General features: G+C 59.4%; 30 protein-coding genes. 5 read left to right on the plus strand and 25 right to left on the minus strand.

The genetic code is table 11. The features are described from left to right. Positions 1-21: 21 nt before the first annotated feature. Genes V7747_RS17820 through V7747_RS17830 form a run of 3 tightly spaced genes read left to right on the plus strand, consistent with a single transcriptional unit; the run spans position 22 to position 2,543 of the window. Positions 22-732, plus strand: coding sequence for an ATP-binding cassette domain-containing protein (locus V7747_RS17820; RefSeq protein ID WP_335617355.1), 711 nt, complete (start codon positions 22-24; stop codon positions 730-732). Next, entirely contained in the window at positions 732-1,994 is a 1,263-nt protein-coding gene (locus V7747_RS17825; protein WP_335617356.1) for an ABC transporter permease, read from the plus strand. The genes V7747_RS17820 and V7747_RS17825 overlap by 1 nt, the downstream gene beginning before the upstream one ends. Positions 1,995-2,003: 9 nt before the next feature. Further along, positions 2,004-2,543, plus strand: a complete 540-nt coding sequence (locus V7747_RS17830) for a DUF3299 domain-containing protein (RefSeq protein ID WP_442909296.1) — start codon at positions 2,004-2,006, stop codon at positions 2,541-2,543. A gap of 103 nt (positions 2,544-2,646) precedes the next feature. Here the strand turns inward: V7747_RS17830 and V7747_RS17835 are convergent, their stop codons facing one another. Genes V7747_RS17835 through V7747_RS17860 form a run of 6 tightly spaced genes read right to left on the minus strand, consistent with a single transcriptional unit; the run spans position 2,647 to position 7,446 of the window. Next, on the minus strand, positions 2,647-3,720 hold the full coding sequence (locus tag V7747_RS17835; protein ID WP_335617357.1) for a tetratricopeptide repeat protein: 1,074 nt from the start codon (positions 3,718-3,720) through the stop codon (positions 2,647-2,649). Beyond that, entirely contained in the window at positions 3,717-4,406 is a 690-nt protein-coding gene (locus V7747_RS17840; protein WP_335617358.1) for an energy transducer TonB, read from the minus strand. The genes V7747_RS17835 and V7747_RS17840 overlap by 4 nt, the downstream gene beginning before the upstream one ends. After that, complete coding sequence (locus V7747_RS17845) at positions 4,406-4,819, minus strand: ExbD/TolR family protein (RefSeq protein WP_335617359.1); 414 nt, start codon at positions 4,817-4,819, stop codon at positions 4,406-4,408. Before V7747_RS17845 ends, V7747_RS17840 begins: the two co-directional genes overlap by 1 nt. Positions 4,820-4,830: 11 nt before the next feature. Next, positions 4,831-5,346: a MotA/TolQ/ExbB proton channel family protein gene (locus tag V7747_RS17850; protein ID WP_335617360.1), complete on the minus strand. Its 516-nt coding sequence runs from the start codon at positions 5,344-5,346 to the stop codon at positions 4,831-4,833. After that, positions 5,339-6,691 (minus strand): MotA/TolQ/ExbB proton channel family protein, encoded by a 1,353-nt coding sequence (locus V7747_RS17855; protein WP_335617361.1) that lies wholly within the window; start codon positions 6,689-6,691, stop codon positions 5,339-5,341. The genes V7747_RS17850 and V7747_RS17855 overlap by 8 nt, the downstream gene beginning before the upstream one ends. Further along, complete coding sequence (locus tag V7747_RS17860; RefSeq protein WP_335617362.1) at positions 6,688-7,446, minus strand: DUF3450 domain-containing protein; 759 nt, start codon at positions 7,444-7,446, stop codon at positions 6,688-6,690. Before V7747_RS17860 ends, V7747_RS17855 begins: the two co-directional genes overlap by 4 nt. Positions 7,447-7,638: 192 nt before the next feature. Here V7747_RS17860 and V7747_RS17865 point away from each other — a divergent pair, with 192 nt between their 5' ends. Next, on the plus strand, positions 7,639-8,337 hold the full coding sequence (locus V7747_RS17865; protein ID WP_335617363.1) for an OmpW/AlkL family protein: 699 nt from the start codon (positions 7,639-7,641) through the stop codon (positions 8,335-8,337). Between the two features lie 24 nt (positions 8,338-8,361). On the opposite strand, the gene V7747_RS17870 is transcribed toward V7747_RS17865, so the two are convergent. From V7747_RS17870 to V7747_RS17885, 4 genes are all read right to left on the minus strand, one after another. Continuing rightward, complete coding sequence (locus V7747_RS17870; protein WP_335617364.1) at positions 8,362-9,240, minus strand: sugar nucleotide-binding protein; 879 nt, start codon at positions 9,238-9,240, stop codon at positions 8,362-8,364. An 89-nt stretch (positions 9,241-9,329) separates the two neighbouring features. Continuing rightward, positions 9,330-10,007 (minus strand): histidine phosphatase family protein, encoded by a 678-nt coding sequence (locus V7747_RS17875; RefSeq protein WP_335617365.1) that lies wholly within the window; start codon positions 10,005-10,007, stop codon positions 9,330-9,332. A gap of 150 nt (positions 10,008-10,157) precedes the next feature. After that, complete coding sequence (gene ssb, locus V7747_RS17880) at positions 10,158-10,646, minus strand: single-stranded DNA-binding protein (protein ID WP_335617366.1); 489 nt, start codon at positions 10,644-10,646, stop codon at positions 10,158-10,160. Between the two features lie 28 nt (positions 10,647-10,674). Next, a complete protein-coding gene (locus V7747_RS17885) occupies positions 10,675-12,045 on the minus strand; it encodes an MFS transporter (RefSeq protein WP_335617367.1) in 1,371 nt (456 codons plus the stop codon). A 181-nt stretch (positions 12,046-12,226) separates the two neighbouring features. Here V7747_RS17885 and uvrA point away from each other — a divergent pair, with 181 nt between their 5' ends. Further along, positions 12,227-15,061, plus strand: a complete 2,835-nt coding sequence (gene uvrA, locus V7747_RS17890) for an excinuclease ABC subunit UvrA (RefSeq protein WP_335617379.1) — start codon at positions 12,227-12,229, stop codon at positions 15,059-15,061. A gap of 178 nt (positions 15,062-15,239) precedes the next feature. On the opposite strand, the gene rplQ is transcribed toward uvrA, so the two are convergent. The 15 genes from rplQ to rplE form a co-directional block, all read right to left on the minus strand. After that, entirely contained in the window at positions 15,240-15,620 is a 381-nt protein-coding gene (gene rplQ / locus V7747_RS17895) for a 50S ribosomal protein L17 (RefSeq protein WP_092287490.1), read from the minus strand. Between the two features lie 26 nt (positions 15,621-15,646). Further along, positions 15,647-16,648, minus strand: a complete 1,002-nt coding sequence (locus tag V7747_RS17900) for a DNA-directed RNA polymerase subunit alpha (RefSeq protein ID WP_335617368.1) — start codon at positions 16,646-16,648, stop codon at positions 15,647-15,649. Between the two features lie 25 nt (positions 16,649-16,673). Then, positions 16,674-17,294, minus strand: a complete 621-nt coding sequence (gene rpsD / locus V7747_RS17905) for a 30S ribosomal protein S4 (RefSeq protein WP_335617369.1) — start codon at positions 17,292-17,294, stop codon at positions 16,674-16,676. 15 nt (positions 17,295-17,309) lie between these two features. After that, on the minus strand, positions 17,310-17,699 hold the full coding sequence (gene rpsK, locus V7747_RS17910; RefSeq protein ID WP_092287487.1) for a 30S ribosomal protein S11: 390 nt from the start codon (positions 17,697-17,699) through the stop codon (positions 17,310-17,312). A 20-nt stretch (positions 17,700-17,719) separates the two neighbouring features. Beyond that, complete coding sequence (gene rpsM / locus V7747_RS17915) at positions 17,720-18,076, minus strand: 30S ribosomal protein S13 (protein WP_092287486.1); 357 nt, start codon at positions 18,074-18,076, stop codon at positions 17,720-17,722. Positions 18,077-18,244: 168 nt separating this feature from the next. Then, positions 18,245-18,361 carry a 50S ribosomal protein L36 gene (rpmJ, locus tag V7747_RS17920; protein ID WP_088277373.1) on the minus strand — a complete coding sequence of 39 codons (117 nt, stop codon included), beginning with the start codon at positions 18,359-18,361 and terminating at the stop codon, positions 18,245-18,247. A 24-nt stretch (positions 18,362-18,385) separates the two neighbouring features. Beyond that, entirely contained in the window at positions 18,386-19,714 is a 1,329-nt protein-coding gene (gene secY, locus V7747_RS17925) for a preprotein translocase subunit SecY (RefSeq protein ID WP_092287485.1), read from the minus strand. Then, complete coding sequence (gene rplO, locus V7747_RS17930; protein ID WP_335617370.1) at positions 19,715-20,149, minus strand: 50S ribosomal protein L15; 435 nt, start codon at positions 20,147-20,149, stop codon at positions 19,715-19,717. A gap of 3 nt (positions 20,150-20,152) precedes the next feature. Beyond that, positions 20,153-20,335, minus strand: a complete 183-nt coding sequence (gene rpmD / locus V7747_RS17935) for a 50S ribosomal protein L30 (protein WP_092287483.1) — start codon at positions 20,333-20,335, stop codon at positions 20,153-20,155. 6 nt (positions 20,336-20,341) lie between these two features. Continuing rightward, on the minus strand, positions 20,342-20,845 hold the full coding sequence (gene rpsE, locus V7747_RS17940) for a 30S ribosomal protein S5 (RefSeq protein ID WP_092287482.1): 504 nt from the start codon (positions 20,843-20,845) through the stop codon (positions 20,342-20,344). A gap of 10 nt (positions 20,846-20,855) precedes the next feature. Then, positions 20,856-21,206: a 50S ribosomal protein L18 gene (gene rplR / locus V7747_RS17945; protein WP_092287481.1), complete on the minus strand. Its 351-nt coding sequence runs from the start codon at positions 21,204-21,206 to the stop codon at positions 20,856-20,858. A 10-nt stretch (positions 21,207-21,216) separates the two neighbouring features. After that, positions 21,217-21,747 carry a 50S ribosomal protein L6 gene (gene rplF, locus V7747_RS17950; RefSeq protein ID WP_335617371.1) on the minus strand — a complete coding sequence of 177 codons (531 nt, stop codon included), beginning with the start codon at positions 21,745-21,747 and terminating at the stop codon, positions 21,217-21,219. A 12-nt stretch (positions 21,748-21,759) separates the two neighbouring features. Beyond that, complete coding sequence (gene rpsH, locus V7747_RS17955) at positions 21,760-22,152, minus strand: 30S ribosomal protein S8 (RefSeq protein WP_335617372.1); 393 nt, start codon at positions 22,150-22,152, stop codon at positions 21,760-21,762. A 39-nt stretch (positions 22,153-22,191) separates the two neighbouring features. Then, a complete protein-coding gene (gene rpsN, locus V7747_RS17960) occupies positions 22,192-22,497 on the minus strand; it encodes a 30S ribosomal protein S14 (RefSeq protein ID WP_092287478.1) in 306 nt (101 codons plus the stop codon). 11 nt (positions 22,498-22,508) lie between these two features. Continuing rightward, entirely contained in the window at positions 22,509-23,048 is a 540-nt protein-coding gene (gene rplE, locus V7747_RS17965) for a 50S ribosomal protein L5 (protein ID WP_092287477.1), read from the minus strand. Positions 23,049-23,059 lie beyond the last annotated feature (11 nt).

Consider the following 23,059-nt stretch of genomic DNA (forward strand, 5'->3'; position numbering starts at 1 on the left):
CGCCCAAGGACTTTCAGTGCCATGACCCGCCCCCTGCTAGAACTCAATGAGCTGCGCTTCGCCTGGCCGCAACAGCCAGTGTTGTTGGACATCGCGCACTTTTCATTGCCGGCCGGGGAGCGGCTGTTTCTGAAAGGCCCCTCCGGCAGTGGCAAAACAACCCTGCTCGGCCTGCTCGGCGGCGTACACCTGCCGCAACAGGGCGAGGTCAGATTGCTAGGGCAGTCGCTCGCCAGTCTCTCGGCCCGCCAGCGCGACCGTTTTCGTGCCGAGCACACCGGTTATATCTTTCAGATGTTCAACCTGCTGCCCTACCTCTCGGTACAGGACAACGTGCTGCTGCCCTGCCGTTTCTCCGCTCGCCGCCGGGAACGCGCCCTACAGCGTCATGGCAGCCTGGACGCGGCTGCAGCTCACCTGTTGAGGGGGCTGGGGCTAAACGACCCGGCCTTGCTGCGTCGCCCAGCCACCGCACTGTCCATCGGCCAGCAACAGCGGGTCGCCGCGGCCCGGGCGCTGATCGGCAACCCGGAACTGGTGATCGCCGACGAGCCCACCTCGGCACTGGATGCCGATAGCCGCGAGGCTTTTCTGCAGCTGCTGTTTGCCGAGTGCAGCGAAGCCGGCAGCAGCCTGCTGTTCGTCAGCCACGATACCGCTCTGGCGCCGCTGTTCGATCGCAGCCTGGCGCTGCCCGATCTGAACCGCGCCACGCGCCTGGAGACCTTGTGATGTATCTGCTGCGCCTGGCTCTGCAGAGCCTCAACAACCGTCGTGTCACCGCCCTGCTCACCATCCTGGTGATTGCCCTCAGCGTTACGCTGTTGCTGACCGTAGAGCGCGTGCGCAGTGAAGCGCGCGCCAGCTTTGCCAGCACCATCAGCGGGACCGACCTGATCGTCGGCGCGCGCTCCGGCTCGGTGCAGTTACTGCTGTACTCGGTATTTCGCATCGGCAACGCCACCAACAATATCCGCTGGGACAGCTACAACGACATCAGCACGCTGCCCCAGGTGAAGTGGGCTATCCCCATTTCACTGGGCGATTCGCACCGCGGCTTCCGCGTCATGGGCACCGATCAGAGCTATTTCACGCATTTTCGTTTCGGCCGCGACATCCCCCTGAGCTTCGCCCAGGGCAAGCCCTTCGACGATCTTTACGACGCAGTGATTGGCGCCGACATCGCGCGTGAACTGGGTTATCAGGTTGGGACCGAGCTGGTGCTGGCGCACGGCGCCGGGGCGGTGAGCTTTGTCGAGCATGCCGACAAACCCTTTCGCGTCAGTGGCATCCTGGCCAAGACCGGCACGCCGGTTGACCGCACCATTCACGTTAGCCTGCAAGGTATTGAAGCGCTGCACGTCGACTGGCAACAGGGCATGCCGGCGCGCGGCGCCGGCCACGTCAGCGCCGCGCAGGCACGCGAGCTGGATCTCACACCCAACGCCATCACCGCCATGCTAGTGGGGCTGAACCGACGCATCGACACCTTTGCGGTGCAACGCCAGGTCAACCAGTTCAGTGGCGAGCCGCTGCTGGCGATCATGCCGGGCGTCGCACTGCAGGAGCTATGGAGCCTGCTCAGCGTGGCAGAAAAAGCGCTGCTGCTGGTGTCTGCCTGCGTGGTGCTGACCGGCCTGGTCGGCATGCTCAGTGCCATCCTTGGCAGCCTGAACGAGCGCCGCCGGGAAATGGCCATATTGCGCTCCGTTGGCGCCAAACCCTGGCATATTTTCAGCCTGCTGGTACTCGAGGCCATGGCCCTGGCCGCCGCGGGTATATTGCTCGGCCTCGGCTTGCTGTACATTGGCCTCGGGCTGGCAAGGCCAGTACTTGAGCAAGAGTACGGCCTGTTCATGCCCTTTGCCTGGCCCAGCCCGGCGGAACTGAAACTGTTGGCGGCCATCCTGCTGGCAAGCCTGTTACTGGCCTGCATCCCGGCTTGGCGCGCTTATCGCCTGGCGCTGGTAGATGGCCTATCGATCAAGACCTGAGGATGCACTATTTTGCGCGCACTGATACCGGCTTTCATGCTCTGTACCCTGCTATTGGGCAGTACCTGCGCGCAGGCGGCCCGCGAGCTTAGCTGGGAGGCACTGATTCCTCCGGGCAGCGCCGGTCAGTTCGGCATGCCGCAGCCGATGCACGACCTATCGCAACTGGCTGACGTGCTCGACGAGAACGCCAACGCAGATGCTGGCGGTAGCTCGGTCATCGAACAACAGCAGCCGCAGGCGCCAACAGTGCCCGAGCTGGATGGTCAGGAAGTGAAATTACCCGGCTACATAGTGCCGCTGACGCTAAGCGACGATAACCGGGTCACCGAGTTCTTGCTGGTGCCGTATTTTGGCGCCTGTATCCACGTACCACCGCCACCGTCCAACCAGATTGTGCTGGTGCAGAGTGAACAAGGGGTCGCGCTGGATGCGGCCTATATCCCGTTCTGGGTTACCGGCACCTTGCACGTCGAGCAAAGCGACAGCGAGCTGGCCAGCGCCGGTTACCGCCTCAGCGCCAGCCAGATCGAGATTTTCGAGTACTGATTGCAATCGCCCGCCGCACCTGCCTTGCCGAGCAACGGGCCACGTCCAGCGCTGCAAACTGGCGCTCGACCAAAGCGCCAAGCCCCCGCCCCCAACACCTTGCTTAGAACCCGGCCTGAGCCGCGGCAGCGGCGTTACGCAGTGATTGCACCTGGCGCCGCTGTTCAGCGTTAGCGGGTCGGAACTGTCCCAGCGTCGCCTGCATCGCGGCCCAGTCGTTCTGCTGGTACTGCAGATAGGCTACCTGCAGCCAGTAGCGCGCATCACCGCTTTGCCGCGCCAACTGCTGCCAGGCAGTGAGTGCCTGCTCACGGTCACGCGATGCCTGCCACAGCTGCGCCAGACGCAATTGGTGCTCGCGGTCTGCCGGTAGCAGCTTCTGCTTGAGCAAGGCATCCAGCAACCGCGCGGCCTGCCAGGGCGCCCCGGCCTGGGCATGCAGCGCGACCAGGTTATCCAAGTCCGTCGCGCGCAGCCCCACCCCGCCCTCATGCGCCAGACGCAGGGTTGCGGCAGCTTCCACCTGCTGTCCAGCCATGCTCTGCATGCTTGCCAGCTGTCGCCAGTTTTCGCTGCGCCCGGGCGCCCGGCGCACCAGCACTTGCAACCACTCGATGGCATCGCCGTAGCGCTGCAGCTCATAGTTCATGCCCGCCAGGAGCTGATACCAGACATCCTCCGCGCCCGGGTTGGCGCGCACGATCTGTTCTGCCAGCGGGATAGCCTTGCGGTATTGCTTGAGCTCACGGTACGCCTGCACCAGAAGGCGTCGGGTCTCCAGCGACAGACCATTCACGCCGCCAGCCTCCAGCAGCCTGACCGCCTCCTGATAGCGCCCCTCCTGCACCAGCAACTGAGCGAGGTTACGGCGATCCTGCTGCACTGCCTCGTCACTCAACTGCTCGTGCGCCAACCCTTGCTGCAACCAGCGGATCGCCGCGCCATAGTCCTTACGCTCAATCGCCAGATAGCCGAGGCGTTGCTGCAGCAGTGCCTGCTCAAGCGAGCCGGCACTGCTATCCGGCAGCGCTTGCTCCAGCGCACGCCGCGCGGCGCTCAGATCACCCGACTGTTGCGCCGTGCGGGCGCTTTCCAGTGCCATAAATACCTTGGGATCGATCTGTTGCGCCTGCGCCATGGGCGCCAGCAGGCACAACACCAGCAATAATCGCCTCATCTGCGCCGCCCCTTTTCCATGCGGAAATACAAGGTCTTGGTGGCGTCCCGCGCCACCGCGCGGCCGTTCTCGCGACGCGGCGAAAAGCGCCAGCGGCTGACCGCGCGGCGCGCTTCACGCTCGAACACACCCGGTGGCTCGGCCGACTCCACCCGCAGGTTCTCCACCTTGCCATCCGGAGTGATGGTAAAGCGCAGGGTAACCTCCCCCTCGATGCCGGCCTGCATCGCACGCCGCGGGTAATTGGGCGGGATATCCACCAGCGGGGTCACTTCCTCTGCGGTTCCCGGCGGCGGGGCCGCAGGTGCCGGACTCGGTGCGGGGGCCGGCGCGGGAGCAGCCGGGGCCGGACGCAAATCGCTCTGCGCGGGGGCAACACTCAGGCTCAGCGCGTTCTGCAGCTGTGGCACCTCTATCTGCAGTTGCAGGTCGGGCATCTGCTGCGCTGTAGGCGCATCAACCTGGGGTTCGGTCACCGGCTCCGGCGGCTCGGGCCGCTCCGGCCGTTGCAGCTGCTGGCTCGGGTCTTCGCTGGCGGTATCACTGACACTGCGCACCACGCCAATGCGCAGCAGCTCTTGCGGCGCCTGGGGGTCGTCATTGGGCGGCATGATCAGCAGCACCATGAGGGTGAACAGGGCCAGCGCCACCAGCACGGCGCCGAGAAAACTCAGCAGCAAGCGCATCAGCGGCTTTCCGCCGTGGCCGCCAGCGCCACCGCCTCAACACCCGCCAGCTTGGCCTGATCCATAACCCGAATGACCAGGCCACTGCGGGCATCCTTGTCGGCCTGCACCACCACGGTACTGTCGGGCTGATCTACCCGCATGCGCTCGACGGCGGCGCGTACGGCGCGGATATCTACCTGTTTGCGGTCAATCCAGATTTCACCGTCGGCACTGACCGCAATCAGGATGTTGCCCTTGGGCTGCTCCGCCGCGCTGGCAGCAGAGGGCCGCTCAACCGTAATACCTGATTCCTTGATGAAGGAGCTGGTTACGATGAAGAAAATCAGCATGATGAAGACGATATCCAGCATCGGCGTGAGGTCGATGCCGGCTTCTTCATCGGCAGTGCTGTGATGTCGGCGCATACGCATGGCGTAACTTCCTATTCGTGACGCAGGCGGTCAGACAACCGCTGCAGGGCCCGACGCGACTGCTGATCAAGCCGCGCCAGACAAAATAATCCACTGATGGCAATCACCATCCCGGCCATGGTCGGCACGGTGGCGCGCGACACGCCGGCCGCCATCGCCCGTGGGTTGCCGTTACCACTCAAGGCCATGACGTCGAACACCTCGATCATGCCGCTGACGGTACCCAGCAAACCGAGCAGCGGGCATAGCGCAATCAGTACTCGCACCATCGGCAGATAGCGGTTGAGCCGCTGCTGCGCCTGCGACAACCAGGCGCTGCGAATGTGCCGTGCGGCCAGGCTGCGACGTTCGCCACGCGCCAGCCAGGCTTGCTGATAATCCTTGGCCTCGGTGGGAAACACCCGCCCCAAAAACCACAACCGTTCCAGCATCAGGGTCCACAGCAGTACGGTGGCGAGCAGGATGCTCCAGAGCACCCAGCCGCCGCTGTCGAGGAAATCCTGCAGATGCCAGAAGGCGTCAATCACGCGGCTTGTCTCCACCACCCAGATGCAGGGCGATCAGCCCCGCGCTCTGCTGTTCCAGTAACTGGATCAAGGCTTTGCTGCGCGCCGCTACCAGGCTGTGCAGAAACAGCAGCGGAATGGCCGCCACCAGACCCAGTACCGTGGTGACCAGAGCCTGGGAAATACCATCGGCCATGAGTTTCGGGTCACCGGTGCCGTACTGAGTGATGGCCTGGAAAGTGGCGATCATCCCGGTCACGGTACCCAGCAGGCCGAGCAGTGGCGCTACCGCCGCCAGCAACTTGATCAGTCCCTGCCAACGCTCCAGCGCGGGCGTTTCCTTGAGGATTGCCTCATCCAGCTTGAGCTCCAGGGTGTCCAGCTCTTCCAGCCGCGGGTTGCTGCCGATGACGCTGAGCACACGGCCCAGGGGGTTGTTGGCCTGCAGGTTATCGAGGTCGGCAGCCTGACGGTCGACCCGACTCTGCACTTTCTGCAACCAGGCCAGGCGCGCCAGCGCCAGCAGAATACCCAGCACACCCAGTGCAATGATCACGTAGCCAACGATACCGCCCTGCATGACTCGCTCAAGCAACTGCGGCTTACGTTGCAACTGGTCAAGCACGCTGCCGCGCGAGGGATCCAGCCAGAGGTCAGCCAGCCCTTCACGCGGGCCGACAAAATCAGCAATCAACCCCGTGCCGTCAGGCTGGCGCTCAAGGGTAACAAGTTGTTGGCTGTCCGGCTGGTAACTCAGGTACTGCTGCTCGCTGAGCGCCACAAAGGGCCCCACGCTGATCACCTGTTGGACGCGCGTCTGTCCGTGACGGTCGACCACTGGGGCGTTATCGCGGCTGATCTCGCCACTGGCGGTCATGTCCTGCTGCAGGCGATACCAGAACTGCTCAAGCTGCTCGACCTGCGGAATACGTTGGCTTTGCGCCAAGGCATCCAGCTCTTTCAGGCGCTCGGGAAAGCGGCTATTGAGCAGTGAATCCTGCCACTGGCTGCGGGTGTCACCGGCGCCTTGACGTACCACGCCAAAGAGTTCACCAAGATTGCCACTGCGCTCGTTCAACTCAGCCTTGACTGCCGCCAGCGCTTCGCTCTGTTGCTGGAACTTAGCATCCAGGGCATCGGCGGCAGCCTGCAACTGATCACGTTCGCGCACGGCAGCGGCCATACGCTGTTGCTGCCGGCCCTGCTCCTGCACAAAGGCCTGCTCGCGGGCGCGCATCTGCGCTTCTTCAGCGCTGCGGGTTTCGCGAATGCTGCGCAGCAAATCCTGTTTGCTGGGCGCTTGCGCCTGCGCCTGACCCAGCGGTAGCAGCGTCAACAACAGACAACCTAGCCATAGCCGCTTCATGGCGTTTCCTCCTGACTGACCGCAGGCAACGGCAAGCGCAACATCACCGGCATCTGTTCGGTACGGGCGATTGCCAACCCCTGATCCAGCGTGCGCCGGTAGCCACTGGGCAATACCTGCCAACTGCGCGCTGCGCTGTCCCAGTAACCCTGTTCCTGGCCATCCAGCGTTTGGTAAAACAGCATCAGGCGACCCAGGCGCAGAAACTCGACCACCCGCGCCTCGTCGCCCTGCACCAGCTCACCGCGCCAGGCTTCCAGCGTGCGGCCGTAGTCACTCTCGATCTGGTACGCCTCGAGCACTCGACGGTAGAGCTCGGCGATGCTGACCTCGGGGTCCACCAGCAGGTCCTGCAAACGTGCGACCCGATCCTCGCGCTCTTCGGGCAGAAAAGGCAGATCTACGGCGATAAACTGCTCCAGCGACTCGACCATACGCCGAATCAATGGACGCATCTCCGCCTGAGTGTGCTCAATGCTCCCCAGTTGCGCCTGAAGGCTGGCTAGCTCTTGCTGCTGCTGCGCCACCACCTTTTCCATACGGCTGTTGTATTCGCCCAATTGGCTAATTTGCTGGTTGGCCTGCCGGTAGGTCTCCAGGGCGCTGCGCGTAGCGTCGTCCAGTTGGTCGATACGCTGCTGGGAGTCCACCGCGGCGGCGGCCAGCTCACTGCTTTGCTGCTGCGCTTGCTGAACCGACTGCGCCTGCACCGCCATCGGCAGGCTCAGCAATGCCGTTAGCCACACTGCTCTCATTCACATTCTCCCCAGAGGGTGATGGCCGAACCCGGCCTAAAAGAGAACCATTATCATCTTTGCGCCAGCATACTTCAACCGCACTGCGGCAGCCCGCCGCAGGCGGTGATGCGTGTCTCTTGCTCCAAATCAATATCTGCTTCGTGCCGACTGATTAAAGTCGTCCCTGTTCACTTATCGAGGAGACTGACCATGTCACGCTTTGCCACCCAATTGTCCGCCAGCCTGTTGCTTGCTCCCGCACTCCTGGCGGTGTCAATTACCGCTCAGGCTCACCAGGCCGGCGACATTCTTGTGCGCGCCGGTGCGATCACCGTCGACCCACATGAAGACAGCTCCGGTATCAAGAGTGCCGCGCTGGGCGATCTGGGCGGCAATGCCACCCTGGACAGCGACACCCAGCTGGGTTTGAACTTTGCCTACATGGTGACCGATCACGTCGGCATCGAGTTGCTCGCCGCTACCCCCTTCAGCCACGATGTTGGCGTCAGCGGATCACCAGCTGGCATTTCTGCGCTGAATGGCAAACTCGGCACCCTGAAGCACCTGCCACCCACCCTCAGCGCCATCTGGTATCCAATGCACAGCAGTTCGGCTTTCCAGCCGTACCTTGGCGGCGGTATCAACTTCACCTGGTTCTTTGATGAAGACGTCAGCAGCTCGGCCGAGGCCAAGGGCTTCGATGGCCTGAGCATGGATAACTCCTGGGGACTGGCGGCGCAGGTCGGCGCAGATTACATGCTGAACGACAAACTGATGCTCAACGCACAGGTACGCTATATCGACATCGAGACCACCGGCCACACCAACCTGGCCGGCGTCGGACGCCTCAAGGTCGATGTTGACGTCGATCCAATGGTCTACATGGTGGGGTTGGGCTACAAGTTCTGATCAGAACGAAAGGGGCAATACAGCTCACTCGGCAAGGGGTTGCAGCAAATCGCTCAACCCCGCACGCCAGGCTCGGGGCTTGATGCCAAATACGTGCAACAGACGCCGTCCGTTCAGGGCGGCGTTTTGCGGTTCAAACTGCGCAGCCACCTGCTCGCTGTAGGCAACCGGCTCAATAACCGGTTCCTGCGGCAAACGCTCCAGCAGGCGCAGCTCCTGCCCCAGGCCCATGGCCAAACTGATCCAACTGGAGACTTCGGCGCTGCCATAGTGGTAGACGCCGTAGACCTCCGACTCGCAGTCCAGCTGCTTGATCGCCGCCAGTATCACCCGCGCAGCATCGTGCACCGGCGTCGGATTGCCACGCCACTCTTCCGCTAGCGCGACCTGCTGACTGGCCTGCAGCTGACTGATCAAACGCCCCAGCAACCCATCGACCGAGGCATCCAGCAACCAGCTGAACCGCAGCAGTAGGTGCCGCCGGCAACGTTCGCGCAGCAGCGCATCCAATGCCGCTTGGGTGGCGCCCTGCTCACCGATGGGAGTCAGCTCATCCTTTTCCGTGTACGCGGTGCTTTTCTCGCCGTCAAATACACGGGTATTGGACAACATGCACAGCAACAGATCGCGCTGCGCACAGGCCTCGATCAGCCGTTCACTGAAAGCCTGCAACACGGCCAACTGCTCAGTGCTGGGTTGCACCAACTGGAACTGCTGATGGTAGTGCGCCAGATTGATCACCGCATCGGGGGCCAGCTCATCCAGCCAGCCGTCAATCGCCTCCGGATGGCAACTTTCATCACCGCCAACCTGCAGAAAAACAATATCCTCCGCCGCCGCTTGGCTAAGCAGGGACTGACCCAGCAGTGTTTCCTCTCCCAGCAGCAGAACCCGCATGCGCATGCTTGATTGACCCTTTTATCCCGATATCTGGCTATGACGCGTATTGTGCAGTGTGAATCGCCGCGCGTCACCTGCCGCACCGGCAAGCATCAGGTATAGGTGATCAGCTCGCGACGCTCGGGCGCGTCCAAATGCGGAACGCTGTTGAAGCTGCTTAGGCGCATGGAGCGCTGATTGAACACGCAGTGAATCAACCCGGTATTGCGCGTCTGCAGATTCAGCTCGACCATAGTCTTGCTCGGCGCCTCCAGCAGCTGGCGCACCAGCATGGCAATGGCGCCTCCAGAGCTGACCGCCAACACCCGCTGCCCCTTGTAGTTTTGCATGATGTGCTCACGCGCATGCACAAGGCGCTCTTCGAAATGCGCCCAGGTTTCCGGCAACGAACCTTCCAGCCGGCCCTCTGACCAGAGCACAATCCCTTGTTTGAGTCGCTTGAAATAATCCGCCACCACTGGCTTGTCGGGCAGCGCCTGATCCGGATGCTGAGCCAGAAAGGCGTGCAGTACAGAGTGGAAATCAAACTCATTGAGCTCGGGTAACACTTCAAAGTTCGGCTCGACAATCCCCAACCCCTCGCAGATGCCCTGCGCGGTTTCGCGGTGACGCACCATGTCGCCAGTGATCATGTGATCAAACTGCATGCCCTGCGCGCGGAAGTAAGCCCCTAGCAAGCGAGCCTGCTGATGGCCCTTTTCGGACAGCAGGTCATAATTATCGGAACCAAATGAGGCCTGGCCGTGGCGCACAAAATACACTTCTGACATAGATGAACCCTTCTTGCTTGCAACCCAAAGGCAACCCGCCCACGCCTGCATACCTGATCGGGTCACAGCGCTTTCCACGAGCCATAAAAAAACCCGGCAGACCGGGGAAATTCATCCTAGGTCATGCCGGGTTCTGGCGACAGCTACATTCTAGAAGGGAATGTCATCATCAAAGCTGTCGTAATCCGGGGCGGACTGCTGCGGCGCCTGTTGCGGCTGGGCAGCAGGCTGTTGCTGCGGCGCCGGACGCGATGGCTGCTGCTGACGCGGCGCCATGTTCTGCTCGCCACCGGAGGGGCGGCCGTCGAGCAGCTGCATCTGACCACCCATGTCGACTACCACTTCCGTGGTGTAGCGCTTCACGCCGTCCTTTTCCCACTCACGGGTTTGCAGGCGACCTTCGACATAGAGCTTGGAACCCTTGCGTGCGTACTCGCCCACCACTTCCGCGATACGACCGAAAAACACCACACGGTGCCATTCGGTACGTTCTTGCTGCTGACCGGTCTGCTTGTCTTTCCAGCTGTCCGTGGTCGCCAGGGTGACATTGGCCACCGCGTTGCCGTTGGGCATATAGCGCACTTCTGGATCACCACCGACATTACCGATCAAAATTACTTTATTGACGCCTCTGGCCATTCCTCTTCTCCTCTCATGTCTGGGGTGATCAAACGGGTGCAACAACCCGGTCCAGCGCCTCACGATCCAGCTCTTTGCTATCGACTTTCAAATAGGCTGCGGCGTCTTCGGCCACAATGATTGCTTCTGCCACCCCCGGCACGGCCAGCAATCTGGCCGACAACGCTGCATCCTCAACCTGCTCGGCGGACAGCGCCAGGCGGTAGCTGGTCACATAAGGCGGTTCGTTCATGGTAACACCAATCAACCACCACGACAGTGCCAAGAGCCCGCAACCGATGAACACGCCAGCCAACCCGAAGTGGCCAAACATCCAGCCGCCCATAACACCGCCAAAGGCCGCGCCAGCGAACTGGCTGGTGGAGTAAACGCCCATCGCCGTGCCCTTGCCGCCGGCCGGCGCAATCTTGCTGAGTAGTGATGGCAAGGTCGCTTCCAACAGGTTAAAACCGATAAAAAATACCACTATGGTTGCGACCAGCCAGGGCAGCGAGTCCATGCTCAGCCAGAATAACGGCTGCACCAGCACCAGCACCGCCACCGCCCCCAACACTACCCGCTTCATCTGCCGCTGTTTTTCGGCATAGATGATAAAGGGCACCATGGCGAAGAAGGAGATCAGCAGCGCCGCAAGATAGACCCACCAATGCTCTTCCTTTGGCAGGTGAGCATGCTGCTGCAGGGCAAGCGGTACGGCAATGAAGGTAGCCATGAGAATGGCATGCAGCGCGGCAATGCCGTAGTTGAGCCGCAGCAGGTCGGGGTTACGCAGCGCGGGCAAGAAAGCCGCCTTGACCACCCCCGCCTCACGATGACGCAACGGGATTTGCGGGGTCGGCACACAGAAGATCACCAGCAGCATGCCTACCACCGCCAGAGCGCTGGTGGTCAGAAACACGCCATGCAAACCCGCCATACCCGCAATCACCGGTCCGGCGACCATGGCCACCGCAAAGGCACTGCCAATACTCATGCCGATCATGGCCATCGCCTTGGTACGATTCTGTTCCTGGGTCAGGTCGGCCACCAGGGCCATCACCGCTGCCGCTATCGCGCCCGCGCCCTGCAGGATACGCCCAGCGATTACCTGATGAATGCTGTCGGCCTGCGCTGCCAACACGCCGCCCAGTGCAAACAACAGCAAGCCGAAGAGGATGACCGGCTTGCGGCCAATACGGTCGGACAACATGCCAAAGGGGATTTGCAGAAAGGCCTGGGTCAGCCCGTAGCAACCAATCGCCATGCCGATCAGCACCGGCGTCGCGCCAGCCAGACCCTGCCCGTAGGTCGCCAGCACCGGCAACACCATGAACAAACCCAGCATGCGAAAAGCGAACACCAACGCCAGCGAAATAGCTGCGCGGCGCTCCAACGGGCTCATGGAATCGGCCTGATGCATGACTGCTCCAAAAAAAGCGCGATTTTACCACGGCTCAAAGACCGTGCGCCGTATTTGCCGGTGACTTTATGACACACCCCGTTACAACCGCTGCAGTGCTGACCTTTTTGCCGCCGCCTTTGCTCGCGCTACCCCGGAACCCGTATACTTGGCTGCTTTGCTGGCTGAGGGTAAATGGGCTGTGGATACCATCCTGATACGTGGGGCTCGCACCCACAACCTGAAGAACATCGACCTCGATCTGCCGCGCGATAAACTGATCGTGATTACCGGCTTGTCTGGCTCTGGCAAGTCTTCGCTGGCCTTCGACACACTCTACGCTGAAGGGCAACGCCGTTACGTCGAGTCGCTGTCGGCTTACGCCCGCCAGTTTTTGTCGATGATGGAGAAACCCGACGTCGACCACATCGAGGGGCTGTCCCCCGCCATCTCCATCGAACAGAAATCGACTTCGCACAATCCGCGCTCCACCGTCGGCACCATCACCGAGATCTACGATTACCTGCGCCTGCTGTTTGCCCGTGTCGGCACCCCCATGTGCCCGGACCACAACCTGCCATTGGCTGCACAGACCATCAGCCAGATGGTCGACCAGGTACTGGCAATGCCCGAGGGCAGCAAGCTGATGCTGCTGGCGCCCGTCATGCGCGAGCGCAAGGGCGAACACCTGGCACTGATCGACGAGCTGCGCGCGCAGGGCTTCGTGCGCGCGCGCATCGACGGCCGCATTTACGAGCTGGATGAAGCGCCCGCGCTGGACAAGAAACGCAAGCACAGCATTGACGTTGTAGTGGACCGCTTCAAGGTGCGCGAAGACCTCCAACAACGGCTGGCCGAATCCTTTGAAACTGCGATTGGTTTGGCGGACGGCATCGCCATCATCGCGCCAATGGAAGGCGAAGCCGGCGACGAAGTGACTTTCAGCGCGCGCTTCGCTTGCCCCGAGTGTGGCCATTCAATCAGCGAACTCGAGCCCCGCCTGTTCTCGTTCAACAACCCGGCGGGAGCCTGCCCCGGCTGCGACGGCCTGGGCGTTAAACAGTTCTTTGATCGCAAGCGTCTGGTCAACGGCGAACTGACACTGGCCGAGGGTGCGATCCGCGGCTGGGATAGGCGCAATGTCTATTATTTCCAGATGCTCAGCTCATTGGCTGAGCATTACGGTATCAACCTCGACCTCGCCTTTGACGACCTGCAGGAGCAGCACCGCAAGCTGGTACTCAACGGCACCGGCACTGACAAGGTGCCCTTCCGCTACCTGAATGACCGCGGCGATGTGGTCCGCCGGGAACACCCCTTTGAAGGCATACTGCCGAACCTGGAACGACGCTACCGCGAAACCGAATCGCAAAGCGTGCGCGAGGAGCTGGCCAAATACCTGAGCACCCAACCCTGCCCAGATTGCCACGGCACCCGTCTGCGCCGCGAAGCGCGTCACGTGTTCATTGATGATCGCAACCTACCGGGCGTTACTACCATGCCGGTAGGCGCCGCAGCCGAATACTTCAGCCAACTGACCCTGCAGGGCAATCGGGGGGAAATCGCCGAGAAGATCCTCAAGGAGATACGCGCGCGCCTGATGTTTCTGGTCAACGTGGGGTTGGACTACCTTACGCTCGATCGCAGCGCCGACACCCTCTCCGGTGGCGAGGCGCAGCGCATTCGGCTCGCCAGCCAGATTGGCGCTGGCCTGGTGGGCGTCATGTACATTCTGGATGAACCGTCCATCGGCTTGCATCAACGCGATAACGAACGCCTGCTGAAAACACTCATCCACCTACGCGAACTGGGCAACACCGTGATCGTCGTCGAACACGACGAAGACGCGATCCGGCTAGCCGATTATGTGGTTGATATTGGCCCAGGCGCCGGTGTGCACGGCGGCCAGATCGTCGCCAAGGGCACCCCCGACGAGGTGATGAACAACCCAGACTCGCTGACCGGCAAGTACCTTTCCGGTCGGGTCAAGATTCCGGTCCCGGCCAAGCGTACCCCGCTGCGCAAGGACCAGTGGCTAAAACTCAAGGGCGCCTGCGGCAACAACCTGCAAAAGGTGGACCTGGAGATTCCGGTGGGCCTGCTCACCTGTGTGACCGGCGTGTCTGGCTCCGGCAAATCTACCCTGATCAACAACACCCTGTTCCCGCTGGCGGCCACCGCACTGAACGGCGCTACCACCCTGGACGCAGCGCCGCATGACAGCTTTGATGGCCTTCAGCATCTCGACAAGGTGGTGGATATAGACCAAAGCCCGATTGGTCGTACGCCACGCTCCAACCCGGCGACTTACACCGGGTTGTTCACGCCGATACGCGAGTTGTTTGCCGGCACCCAGGAAGCGCGCTCGCGCGGCTACAAAGCGGGGCGCTTCTCCTTCAACGTCAAAGGCGGGCGCTGCGAGGCCTGCCAAGGCGACGGTTTGATCAAGGTCGAAATGCACTTTCTGCCTGACATCTACGTGCCCTGCGATGTATGCAAGAGCAAGCGTTACAATCGCGAGACGCTCGAGATAAAGTACAAGGGCAAGAACATCCACGAAGTGCTGGAAATGACCATCGAGGAGGCTCGCGAGTTTTTCGAAGCGGTCCCCGCACTGGCGCGCAAGCTGCAGACCCTGATTGATGTAGGCCTGACCTACATTCGCCTCGGCCAATCAGCCACGACCCTGTCCGGCGGTGAAGCGCAACGCGTCAAGCTCGCCCGCGAGCTGTCCAAGCGCGATACCGGTAAAACGCTCTATATCCTCGACGAGCCCACTACCGGGCTGCACTTCGCCGACATTCAACAGCTGCTCGACGTACTGCACCGGCTGCGCGATCACGGCAACACCGTCGTGGTAATCGAACACAACCTCGACGTGATCAAGACGGCAGACTGGCTGGTCGATCTCGGGCCTGAAGGCGGTTCCAAGGGTGGTCAGATCATCGCCACCGGGACGCCAGAACAGGTAGCCGGCATGGAGGTTTCGCACACCGGCCGCTTTCTTGGCCCGTTGCTGGAGCGCGACCGGGACTGACACGCCCCGCCGCCACCCTAGAAAGCAAAAGGCCCTGTGTACAGGGCCTTTTGCTTTTGCTCTTCCAACCACCGCACACAGCAAACGCCAATGACTCAACGCGACCATATAAACATCAATGGTTTTACAGGCACAAAAAAACCGGCCAATAGGCCGGTTTTTTTGAGTTGATTACTGCTTACTCGTCAGCTGTTGCCAGCTCAGGACGATCAACCAGCTCAACATACGCCATGGGGGCTGCATCGCCAGCGCGGAAACCGCACTTGAGGATACGCACATAACCACCCGGACGGGTTGCATAACGCTTGCCCAGATCGTTGAACAGCTTGCCGACCGCTTCCTTGCTGCGGGTACGGTCGAAAGCCAGACGACGGTTGGCAACAGTATCTTCCTTGGCCAGGGTGATCAGCGGCTCGGCAACGCGGCGCAGCTCCTTGGCTTTTGGCAGAGTAGTTTTGATCAGTTCATTTTCGAACAGCGACACAGCCATATTCTGGAACATGGCCTTACGGTGTGCGCTGGTCCGACTCAGGTGACGACCACTTTTACGATGACGCATCTCTCAATTCCTCGGTGTCGAGACGATCAGGCCGAAACCTTATCGTCCTTCTTCAAGCTTGCAGGCGGCCAGTTGTCCAAACGCATACCCAGAGACAGACCACGAGAGGCCAGAACATCCTTGATTTCAGTCAGGGATTTCTTGCCTAAGTTCGGGGTCTTCAGCAGCTCAACTTCGGTACGCTGGATCAGATCGCCAATATAGTAAATGTTTTCAGCCTTCAGGCAGTTGGCCGAACGGACAGTCAGCTCAAGATCGTCCACCGGACGCAGCAGGATAGGATCAATTTCATCTTCCTGTTGCTCTACCACCGGCTCCTGATCACCTTTCAGATCAACAAAGGCAGCCAGTTGCTGTTGCAGGATAGTCGCGGCACGACGGATGGCCTCTTCAGGGTCCAGGGTACCGTTGGTCTCCAGGTCAATAACCAGCTTGTCCAGGTTGGTGCGTTGCTCTACGCGAGCGCTTTCAACTACGTACGCAACCCGGCGAACCGGAGTATAGGTAGCGTCCAGCTGCAAACGACCAATCGAGCGGCTCTCGTCTTCATCAGACTGGCGCGCATCGGACGGCTCGTAGCCGCGGCCACGGGCAACAGTCAGCTTCATGTTCAGCTCACCGTTATCGGACAGCGTCGCAATAGCGTGCTCCGGATTAACGATCTCGACATCATGGTCCAGCTGGATATCGGCTGCAGTCACCAACCCTGGGCCTTTCTTGGAAAGGCTCAGGGTAACGTGATCGCGACCGTGCATGTTGATCGCCAACCCTTTCAGGTTAAGCAGGATCTCGATGACATCCTCCTGAACGCCCTCGATGGCGCTGTACTCATGCAAAACGCCGTCGATTTCCGCCTCTACCACGGCACAGCCGGGCATGGAGGAGAGCAAAATGCGACGCAGCGCATTGCCCAAGGTATGACCGAAACCACGCTCCAGCGGCTCAAGAGTAATCTTGGCGCGCATGGGCGAAGTTTCCTGTACGTCGATGTGACGTGGTGTTAGAAACTCGGTAACCGAACTCTGCATGGGGGCACCTTTTGCTGTCTGTCGCTTACTTGGAGTAAAGCTCGACGATCAAGTTTTCGTTGATGTCAGCGTACAAATCACTCCGTGAGGGCAGGCTCTTGAACACGCCTTCTTTCTTGGCAGAGTCCACTTCAACCCACTCAGCCATACCGCGCTGAGCCGCCTGCTCCAGTGCACTGTTGATGCGCAGCTGGTTCTTCGACTTTTCACGGACAGCGACCACATCGCCCGGAGCTACCAGGTAAGATGCGATATTAACTGTTTTGCCGTTAACGCTGATTGACTTGTGGGAAACCAGCTGACGCGCTTCTGCGCGAGTGGCACCAAAGCCCATACGATAAACGACGTTGTCCAGGCGACGCTCAAGCAGTTGCAGCAGGTTCTCGCCGGTCGCACCCTTCAGACGGGCAGCTTCCTTGTAGTAATTGCTGAACTGACGTTCGAGAACGCCATACATACGACGTACTTTTTGCTTCTCACGCAGCTGAGTGCCGTATTCCGACAGACGACCGCGACGCTGACCATGGACGCCCGGAGGGCTTTCCAGGTTGCACTTGGATTCGAGAGCTCGCACGCCGCTCTTGAGGAACAGATCAGTGCCTTCGCGACGAGACAGCTTACACTTCGGACCAATATATCTAGCCATTATACCGTCTCCTGATTAAACGCGACGCTTCTTGGGCGGGCGGCAGCCGTTGTGTGGGATAGGGGTGACATCAGTGATGCTGCTGATCTTGTAACCACAAGAGTTCAGAGCACGGACAGCTGATTCACGACCCGGGCCAGGGCCCTTCACACAAACGTCGAGATTTTTCAAACCATAATCCAGAGCTGCGTTACCAGCACGCTCAGCTGCAACCTGGGCAGCAAACGGGGTGCTTTTACGCGAACCACGGAAACCAGAACCACCAGAGGTAGCCCAGCTCAGAGCATTGCCCTGACGGTCAGTAATGGTAATGATGGTGTTATTGAAAGACGCATGGATGTGGGCGATCCCATCAACCACTGTCTTTTTTACTTTCTTACGAACACGAGCAGCAGGCTTAGCCATATCTGTATATTCCTTCGCAATTACTTACGGATCGGCTTGCGCGGACCCTTACGGGTGCGAGCGTTGGTCTTGGTGCGCTGGCCGCGGACCGGAAGGCCACGACGATGACGCAGACCGCGATAGCAGCCAAGATCCATGAGGCGCTTGACGTTCATATTGATCGTCCGGCGCAAGTCACCTTCAGTCGTGCTCTTGGCAACTTCATTGCGCAGAGTATCAATCTGCTCTTCGCTCAGATCCTTGATTTTCGCATCTGGCGCAATGCCAGTGGACGCACAGATCTGCTGTGCTTTGGTCTGACCAATACCAAAAATATAGGTCAGAGAGATAACAGTATGTTTGTTATCCGGGATGTTGACGCCTGCAATACGGGCCATCCAATTTACTCCGTCTGACAGCTACCTGACTCAACCCACAACAATGAAGGTTGCTCGAAAAAGGGTGCAGTAGGGTAGCGCTAACAAAAACAAAATTCAACCACCCAGCCAAATTAATGGCCGGGTGGCGGTTATCCTGAGACGTAGTCTTAAATCAGAACCGGGGGATTAACCCTGGCGCTGCTTATGACGGGGCTCAGCGCTGCAAATCACACGTACGCAACCGTTGCGACGGATGACTTTGCAGTTACGGCAAAGCTTCTTTACTGATGCTGCAACTTTCATAGCCGACTCCTGAAACCTGAATACTCAGCGAACCATGCCGCTGCCGTAACCTTTCAGGTTAGATTTCTTCAAAAGAGACTCGTACTGCTGAGAAACGAGGTGCGATTGTACTTGGGACATGAAGTCCATCACAACCACTACAACGATCAACAGCGAGGTCCCACCCAAATAGAAGGGCACATTAGCCGATACCACCAAAAACTGCGGCAACAGGCAGACAGCCGTCATATACAGGGCACCGAACAGGGTAAGCCGTGTCAGCACGCTATCGATGTAGCGAGCAGACTGCTCACCTGGGCGAATACCCGGGATAAATGCACCTGACTTCTTGAGGTTTTCCGCTACATCCTTCGGATTGAACATCAGCGCTGTATAGAAGAAGCAGAAGAAAATAATCCCTGCACTAAACAGAATGATGTTCAGCGGCTTACCCGGCCCAATAGCCTGGGTCACGGTCTGCAGCCACTCCATGTTGTCGCCCTGGGCAAACCAGGTACCCAGCGAAGCCGGGAACAACAGGATACTGCTGGCGAAGATCGCCGGGATCACACCTGCCATGTTTACCTTGAGCGGCAAATGACTGGTTTGAGCCGCGAAGACCTTGCGACCTTGCTGACGCTTGGCGTAATTGACCGTAATTCTGCGCTGGCCACGCTCAACGAAGACGATGAACGCGATCATGGCAATAGCCACCAGGCCAACACCGATCAGCGCGAAAATATTGATGGTGCCCAAACGCGCACCCTCAAAGGACTGCCCGATGGCGCTCGGCAACCCGGCAACAATACCGGCAAAGATCAACATCGAGATGCCGTTACCGACGCCCCGCTCGGTGATCTGTTCACCAAGCCACATCATGAACATCGCACCCGATACGAAGGTGGTTACAGCAATGAAGTAAAAGCTGAAACCGGTATCGAAGGCGACACCCTGACTGGCCAGGCCAACCGACATGCCGATGGCTTGGATAAACGCCAGCACCAGCGTCAGATAACGCGTGTACTGACTGATTTTCCGGCGACCGGACTCCCCTTCCTTCTTCAACTGCTCCAGCGACGGGCTCACCGCCGTCATCAGCTGCATGATGATCGATGCAGAGATGTACGGCATGATGCCCAGGGCGAAGATACTCATCCGCTCCAAGGCACCGCCGGAAAACATATTGAACAGACTAAGGATCGTCTCTTCATTCTGTTTGAACAGATCAGCCAGACGATCAGGGTTTATCCCGGGAACCGGAATATGCGCCCCGATACGGTAAACGATGATCGCGAGGAACAGAAAGCGCAGGCGCCCCCAGAGTTCACTCAAGCCACCTTGATTCATTCCAGAAAGAGCGCCTTGCTTAGCCATTTATTCCTCGATCTTGCCGCCAGCTGCTTCGATCGCTGCACGCGCACCCTTGGTCAGCGCCAGGCCTTTGACAGTAACCGCTTTGGTCACGTCGCCAGACAGCACGATCTTGGCACGTACAAACTTGTTGCCGATGATGTTGGCATCTTTCAACGCTTGCAGGTCGATGACCGCAGCATCAACACCATTCAGCTCGCTGGTGCGAACTTCAGCAGTCACCATTGCCAGCTTGGAGGTAAAGCCAAACTTGGGCAGACGGCGATGCAAAGGCTGCTGACCACCCTCGAAACCGGGGGCTACAGTGCCACCGGAACGAGAAGTCAGACCCTTGTGACCACGGCCGGCAGTCTTACCCAGACCGCTACCGATACCACGACCAACGCGCAGCTTTTCACGGCGTGCACCTGGCGCAGAACGCAGATCATTCAATTTCATGTCTTAACCCTCTACCCGAACCATGTAGGAGACCTTGTTGATCATCCCACGAACAGCCGGGGTATCTTCGACCTCGACAGTGTGGCCGATGCGGCGCAAACCAAGACCTTTAACGCAGGCCTTGTGCTTGGGCAGGCGACCGACAACGCTTTTGAACAGGGTCACTTTGATTGTTTCGTTAGCCATGTCCGTTTACCCCACGATGTCTTCAACGGTCTTGCCGCGCTTGGCCGCTACAGACTCGGGAGACTGCATCGACTTCAGACCCTTGTAGGTAGCCTGAACGACGTTAACCGGATTGGTGGAACCGTAACACTTGGCCAGAACGTTATGAACGCCAGCGGCTTCGAGGACGGCGCGCATTGCACCACCGGCAATAACACCGGTACCTTCAGACGCAGGCTGCATGAATACCTTGGAAGCGCCGTGTGCAGCGCGAACAGGGTATTGCAGCGTAGTGCCGTTCAGGTCAACCTGAATCATGTTACGACGAGCGGCTTCCATGGCTTTCTGGATGGCAGCAGGCACTTCACGTGCCTTACCGCGACCGAAACCCACACGACCTTTACCGTCGCCCACTACAGTCAGAGCAGTGAAAGCGAAAATACGGCCGCCTTTTACAACTTTGGCAACGCGGTTAACTTGAACAAGCTTCTCAATGTAACCTTCGTCGCGCTTCTGATCGAAATTAGCCATAGATCTACCCTTAGAATTCCAGCCCGCCTTCACGAGCGGCGTCGGCCAGCGCTTTTACGCGACCATGATACTTGAAGCCGGAACGGTCGAAGGAGACCTGAGTTACACCGGCGGCCTTGGCGCGCTCAGCAACCAGAAGGCCGACTTTCTTGGCGGCTTCGATATTGCCGGTACTACCGCTGCGCAGATCCGAGTCCAGCGTGGAGGCGCTAGCCAACACGGTGGCGCCGTCTGCAGAGATCACTTGTGCGTACATGTGCTGCGAAGAACGGTACACGCACAGACGAACGGCTTCCAGTTCACGCATTTTCAAGCGCGAACGGCGAGCGCGACGGAGACGAATAACTTTTTTATCGCTCATTTGCTATGCCCTACTTCTTCTTGGCTTCTTTACGACGCACGACCTCATCGGCGTAGCGAACACCCTTGCCCTTATAGGGCTCTGGGCGACGGAAATCACGAATTTCCGCGGCTACCTGGCCGACCAGCTGCTTGTCGATACCTTTAATGATAATGTCAGTCTGGCTCGGGGTTTCAGCAGAAACGCCCTCAGGCAGCTGATAGTCGATTGGATGGGAGAAACCCAGCGCCAGGTTCAGAACCTGACCTTTTGCCTGAGCTTTGTAACCCACACCAACCAGCTGCAGCTTGCGCTCGAAGCCCTGGCTGACGCCGACAACCATGTTGTTGACCAGCGCGCGAGTGGTACCGGCCATGGCCATGTTCACACTGCCTGGACGTGCTGCGAATTTCAGCAGACCGTCTTCGTGGACAACTTCAACCAGCGGATGCAGGCTCAAATCCAGGCTGCCCTTGGCACCCTTGATCGACAATTCCTGACCATCCAGCTTTACTTCTACACCCTGTGGCAATTTGACAGGGTCCTTAGCGACGCGAGACATCGTAACCCCCTATCAGAATACGGTGCAGAGTACTTCGCCGCCGATACCGGCAGCGCGAGCAGCGCGATCCGTCATCACACCTTTATTGGTGGAGACGATGGAAACACCCAGTCCACCCTTGACCTTCGGAAGCTGGTCGACGGACTTGTACTGGCGTAGGCCGGGACGGCTTACGCGCTTCAGATCTTCGATAACCGGCTTGCCTTCGAAGTACTTGAGCTCGATGGACAGAGTAGGCTTGACCTCACCTGCCACTTCGTAACCGGCTACATAGCCTTCTTCTTTAAGTACTTTGGCGACAGCCACCTTCAGCTTTGCCGCAGGCATGCTGACGCTGGACTTCTCAGCCATCTGGGCATTACGGATACGGGTCAGCATATCTGCTAACGGGTCCTGCATACTCATGGGCTTTGTGCTCCTGAAACTGAGTAATTAAGGTTTGGTTTACCAGCTGGCCTTGACCAGGCCTGGTACGTCACCGCGCATGGCTGCTTCGCGCAGCTTAATGCGGCTCAGACCAAACTTGCGGTATACACCGTGCGGACGACCAGTGATGCGGCAGCGGTTACGCTGACGAACCGGGCTGGCATCGCGCGGCAATTTTTGCAGAGCAACCTGGGCAGCCCAACGCTCTTCAACAGAGGCGTTGACGTTGCCGATGGTAGCCTTGAGCTCAGCACGCTTGGTAGCGTACTTGGCAACCAGACGAGCGCGCTTGGCCTCGCGGTTTTTCATACTGACTTTAGCCATTTACCTGACTCCTAGTTACGGAACGGGAAGTTGAACGCACGCAGCAGCGCACGACCTTCGTCGTCAGTCCGAGCTGTGGTAGTCAAGGTAATGTCCAGACCACGCAGAGCGTCGATTTTATCGTAATCGATCTCCGGGAAAATGATCTGTTCCTTGACGCCCATGCTGTAGTTGCCCCGGCCGTCAAACGACTTGGCGTTCAGACCACGAAAGTCACGAACACGCGGCAGGGAAATCGACAGCAGACGGTCGAGGAATTCGTACATCTGTTCGCGGCGCAGAGTTACCTTCACGCCAATCGGCCAGCCGTCACGAATTTTGAAGCCAGCAATGGACTTGCGAGCGTAGGTCACGATGCCTTTACGGCCAGTGATCTTCTCGAGGTCAGCCATTGCATTTTCGATGATCTTCTTGTCACCGACAGCTTCGCCAAGGCCCATGTTCAGGGTGATCTTGGTGATTTTCGGCACTTCCATTACGTTCTTCAGGCCCAGTTCTTCCTGGAGCTTGGGAACAATGGTAGTGCTATATGTTTCTTTCAATCTCGCCATGGTAAGCACCT

The organism is Halopseudomonas sp. (assembly GCF_036960865.1).
Classification (GTDB): Bacteria; Pseudomonadota; Gammaproteobacteria; order Pseudomonadales; family Pseudomonadaceae; genus Halopseudomonas.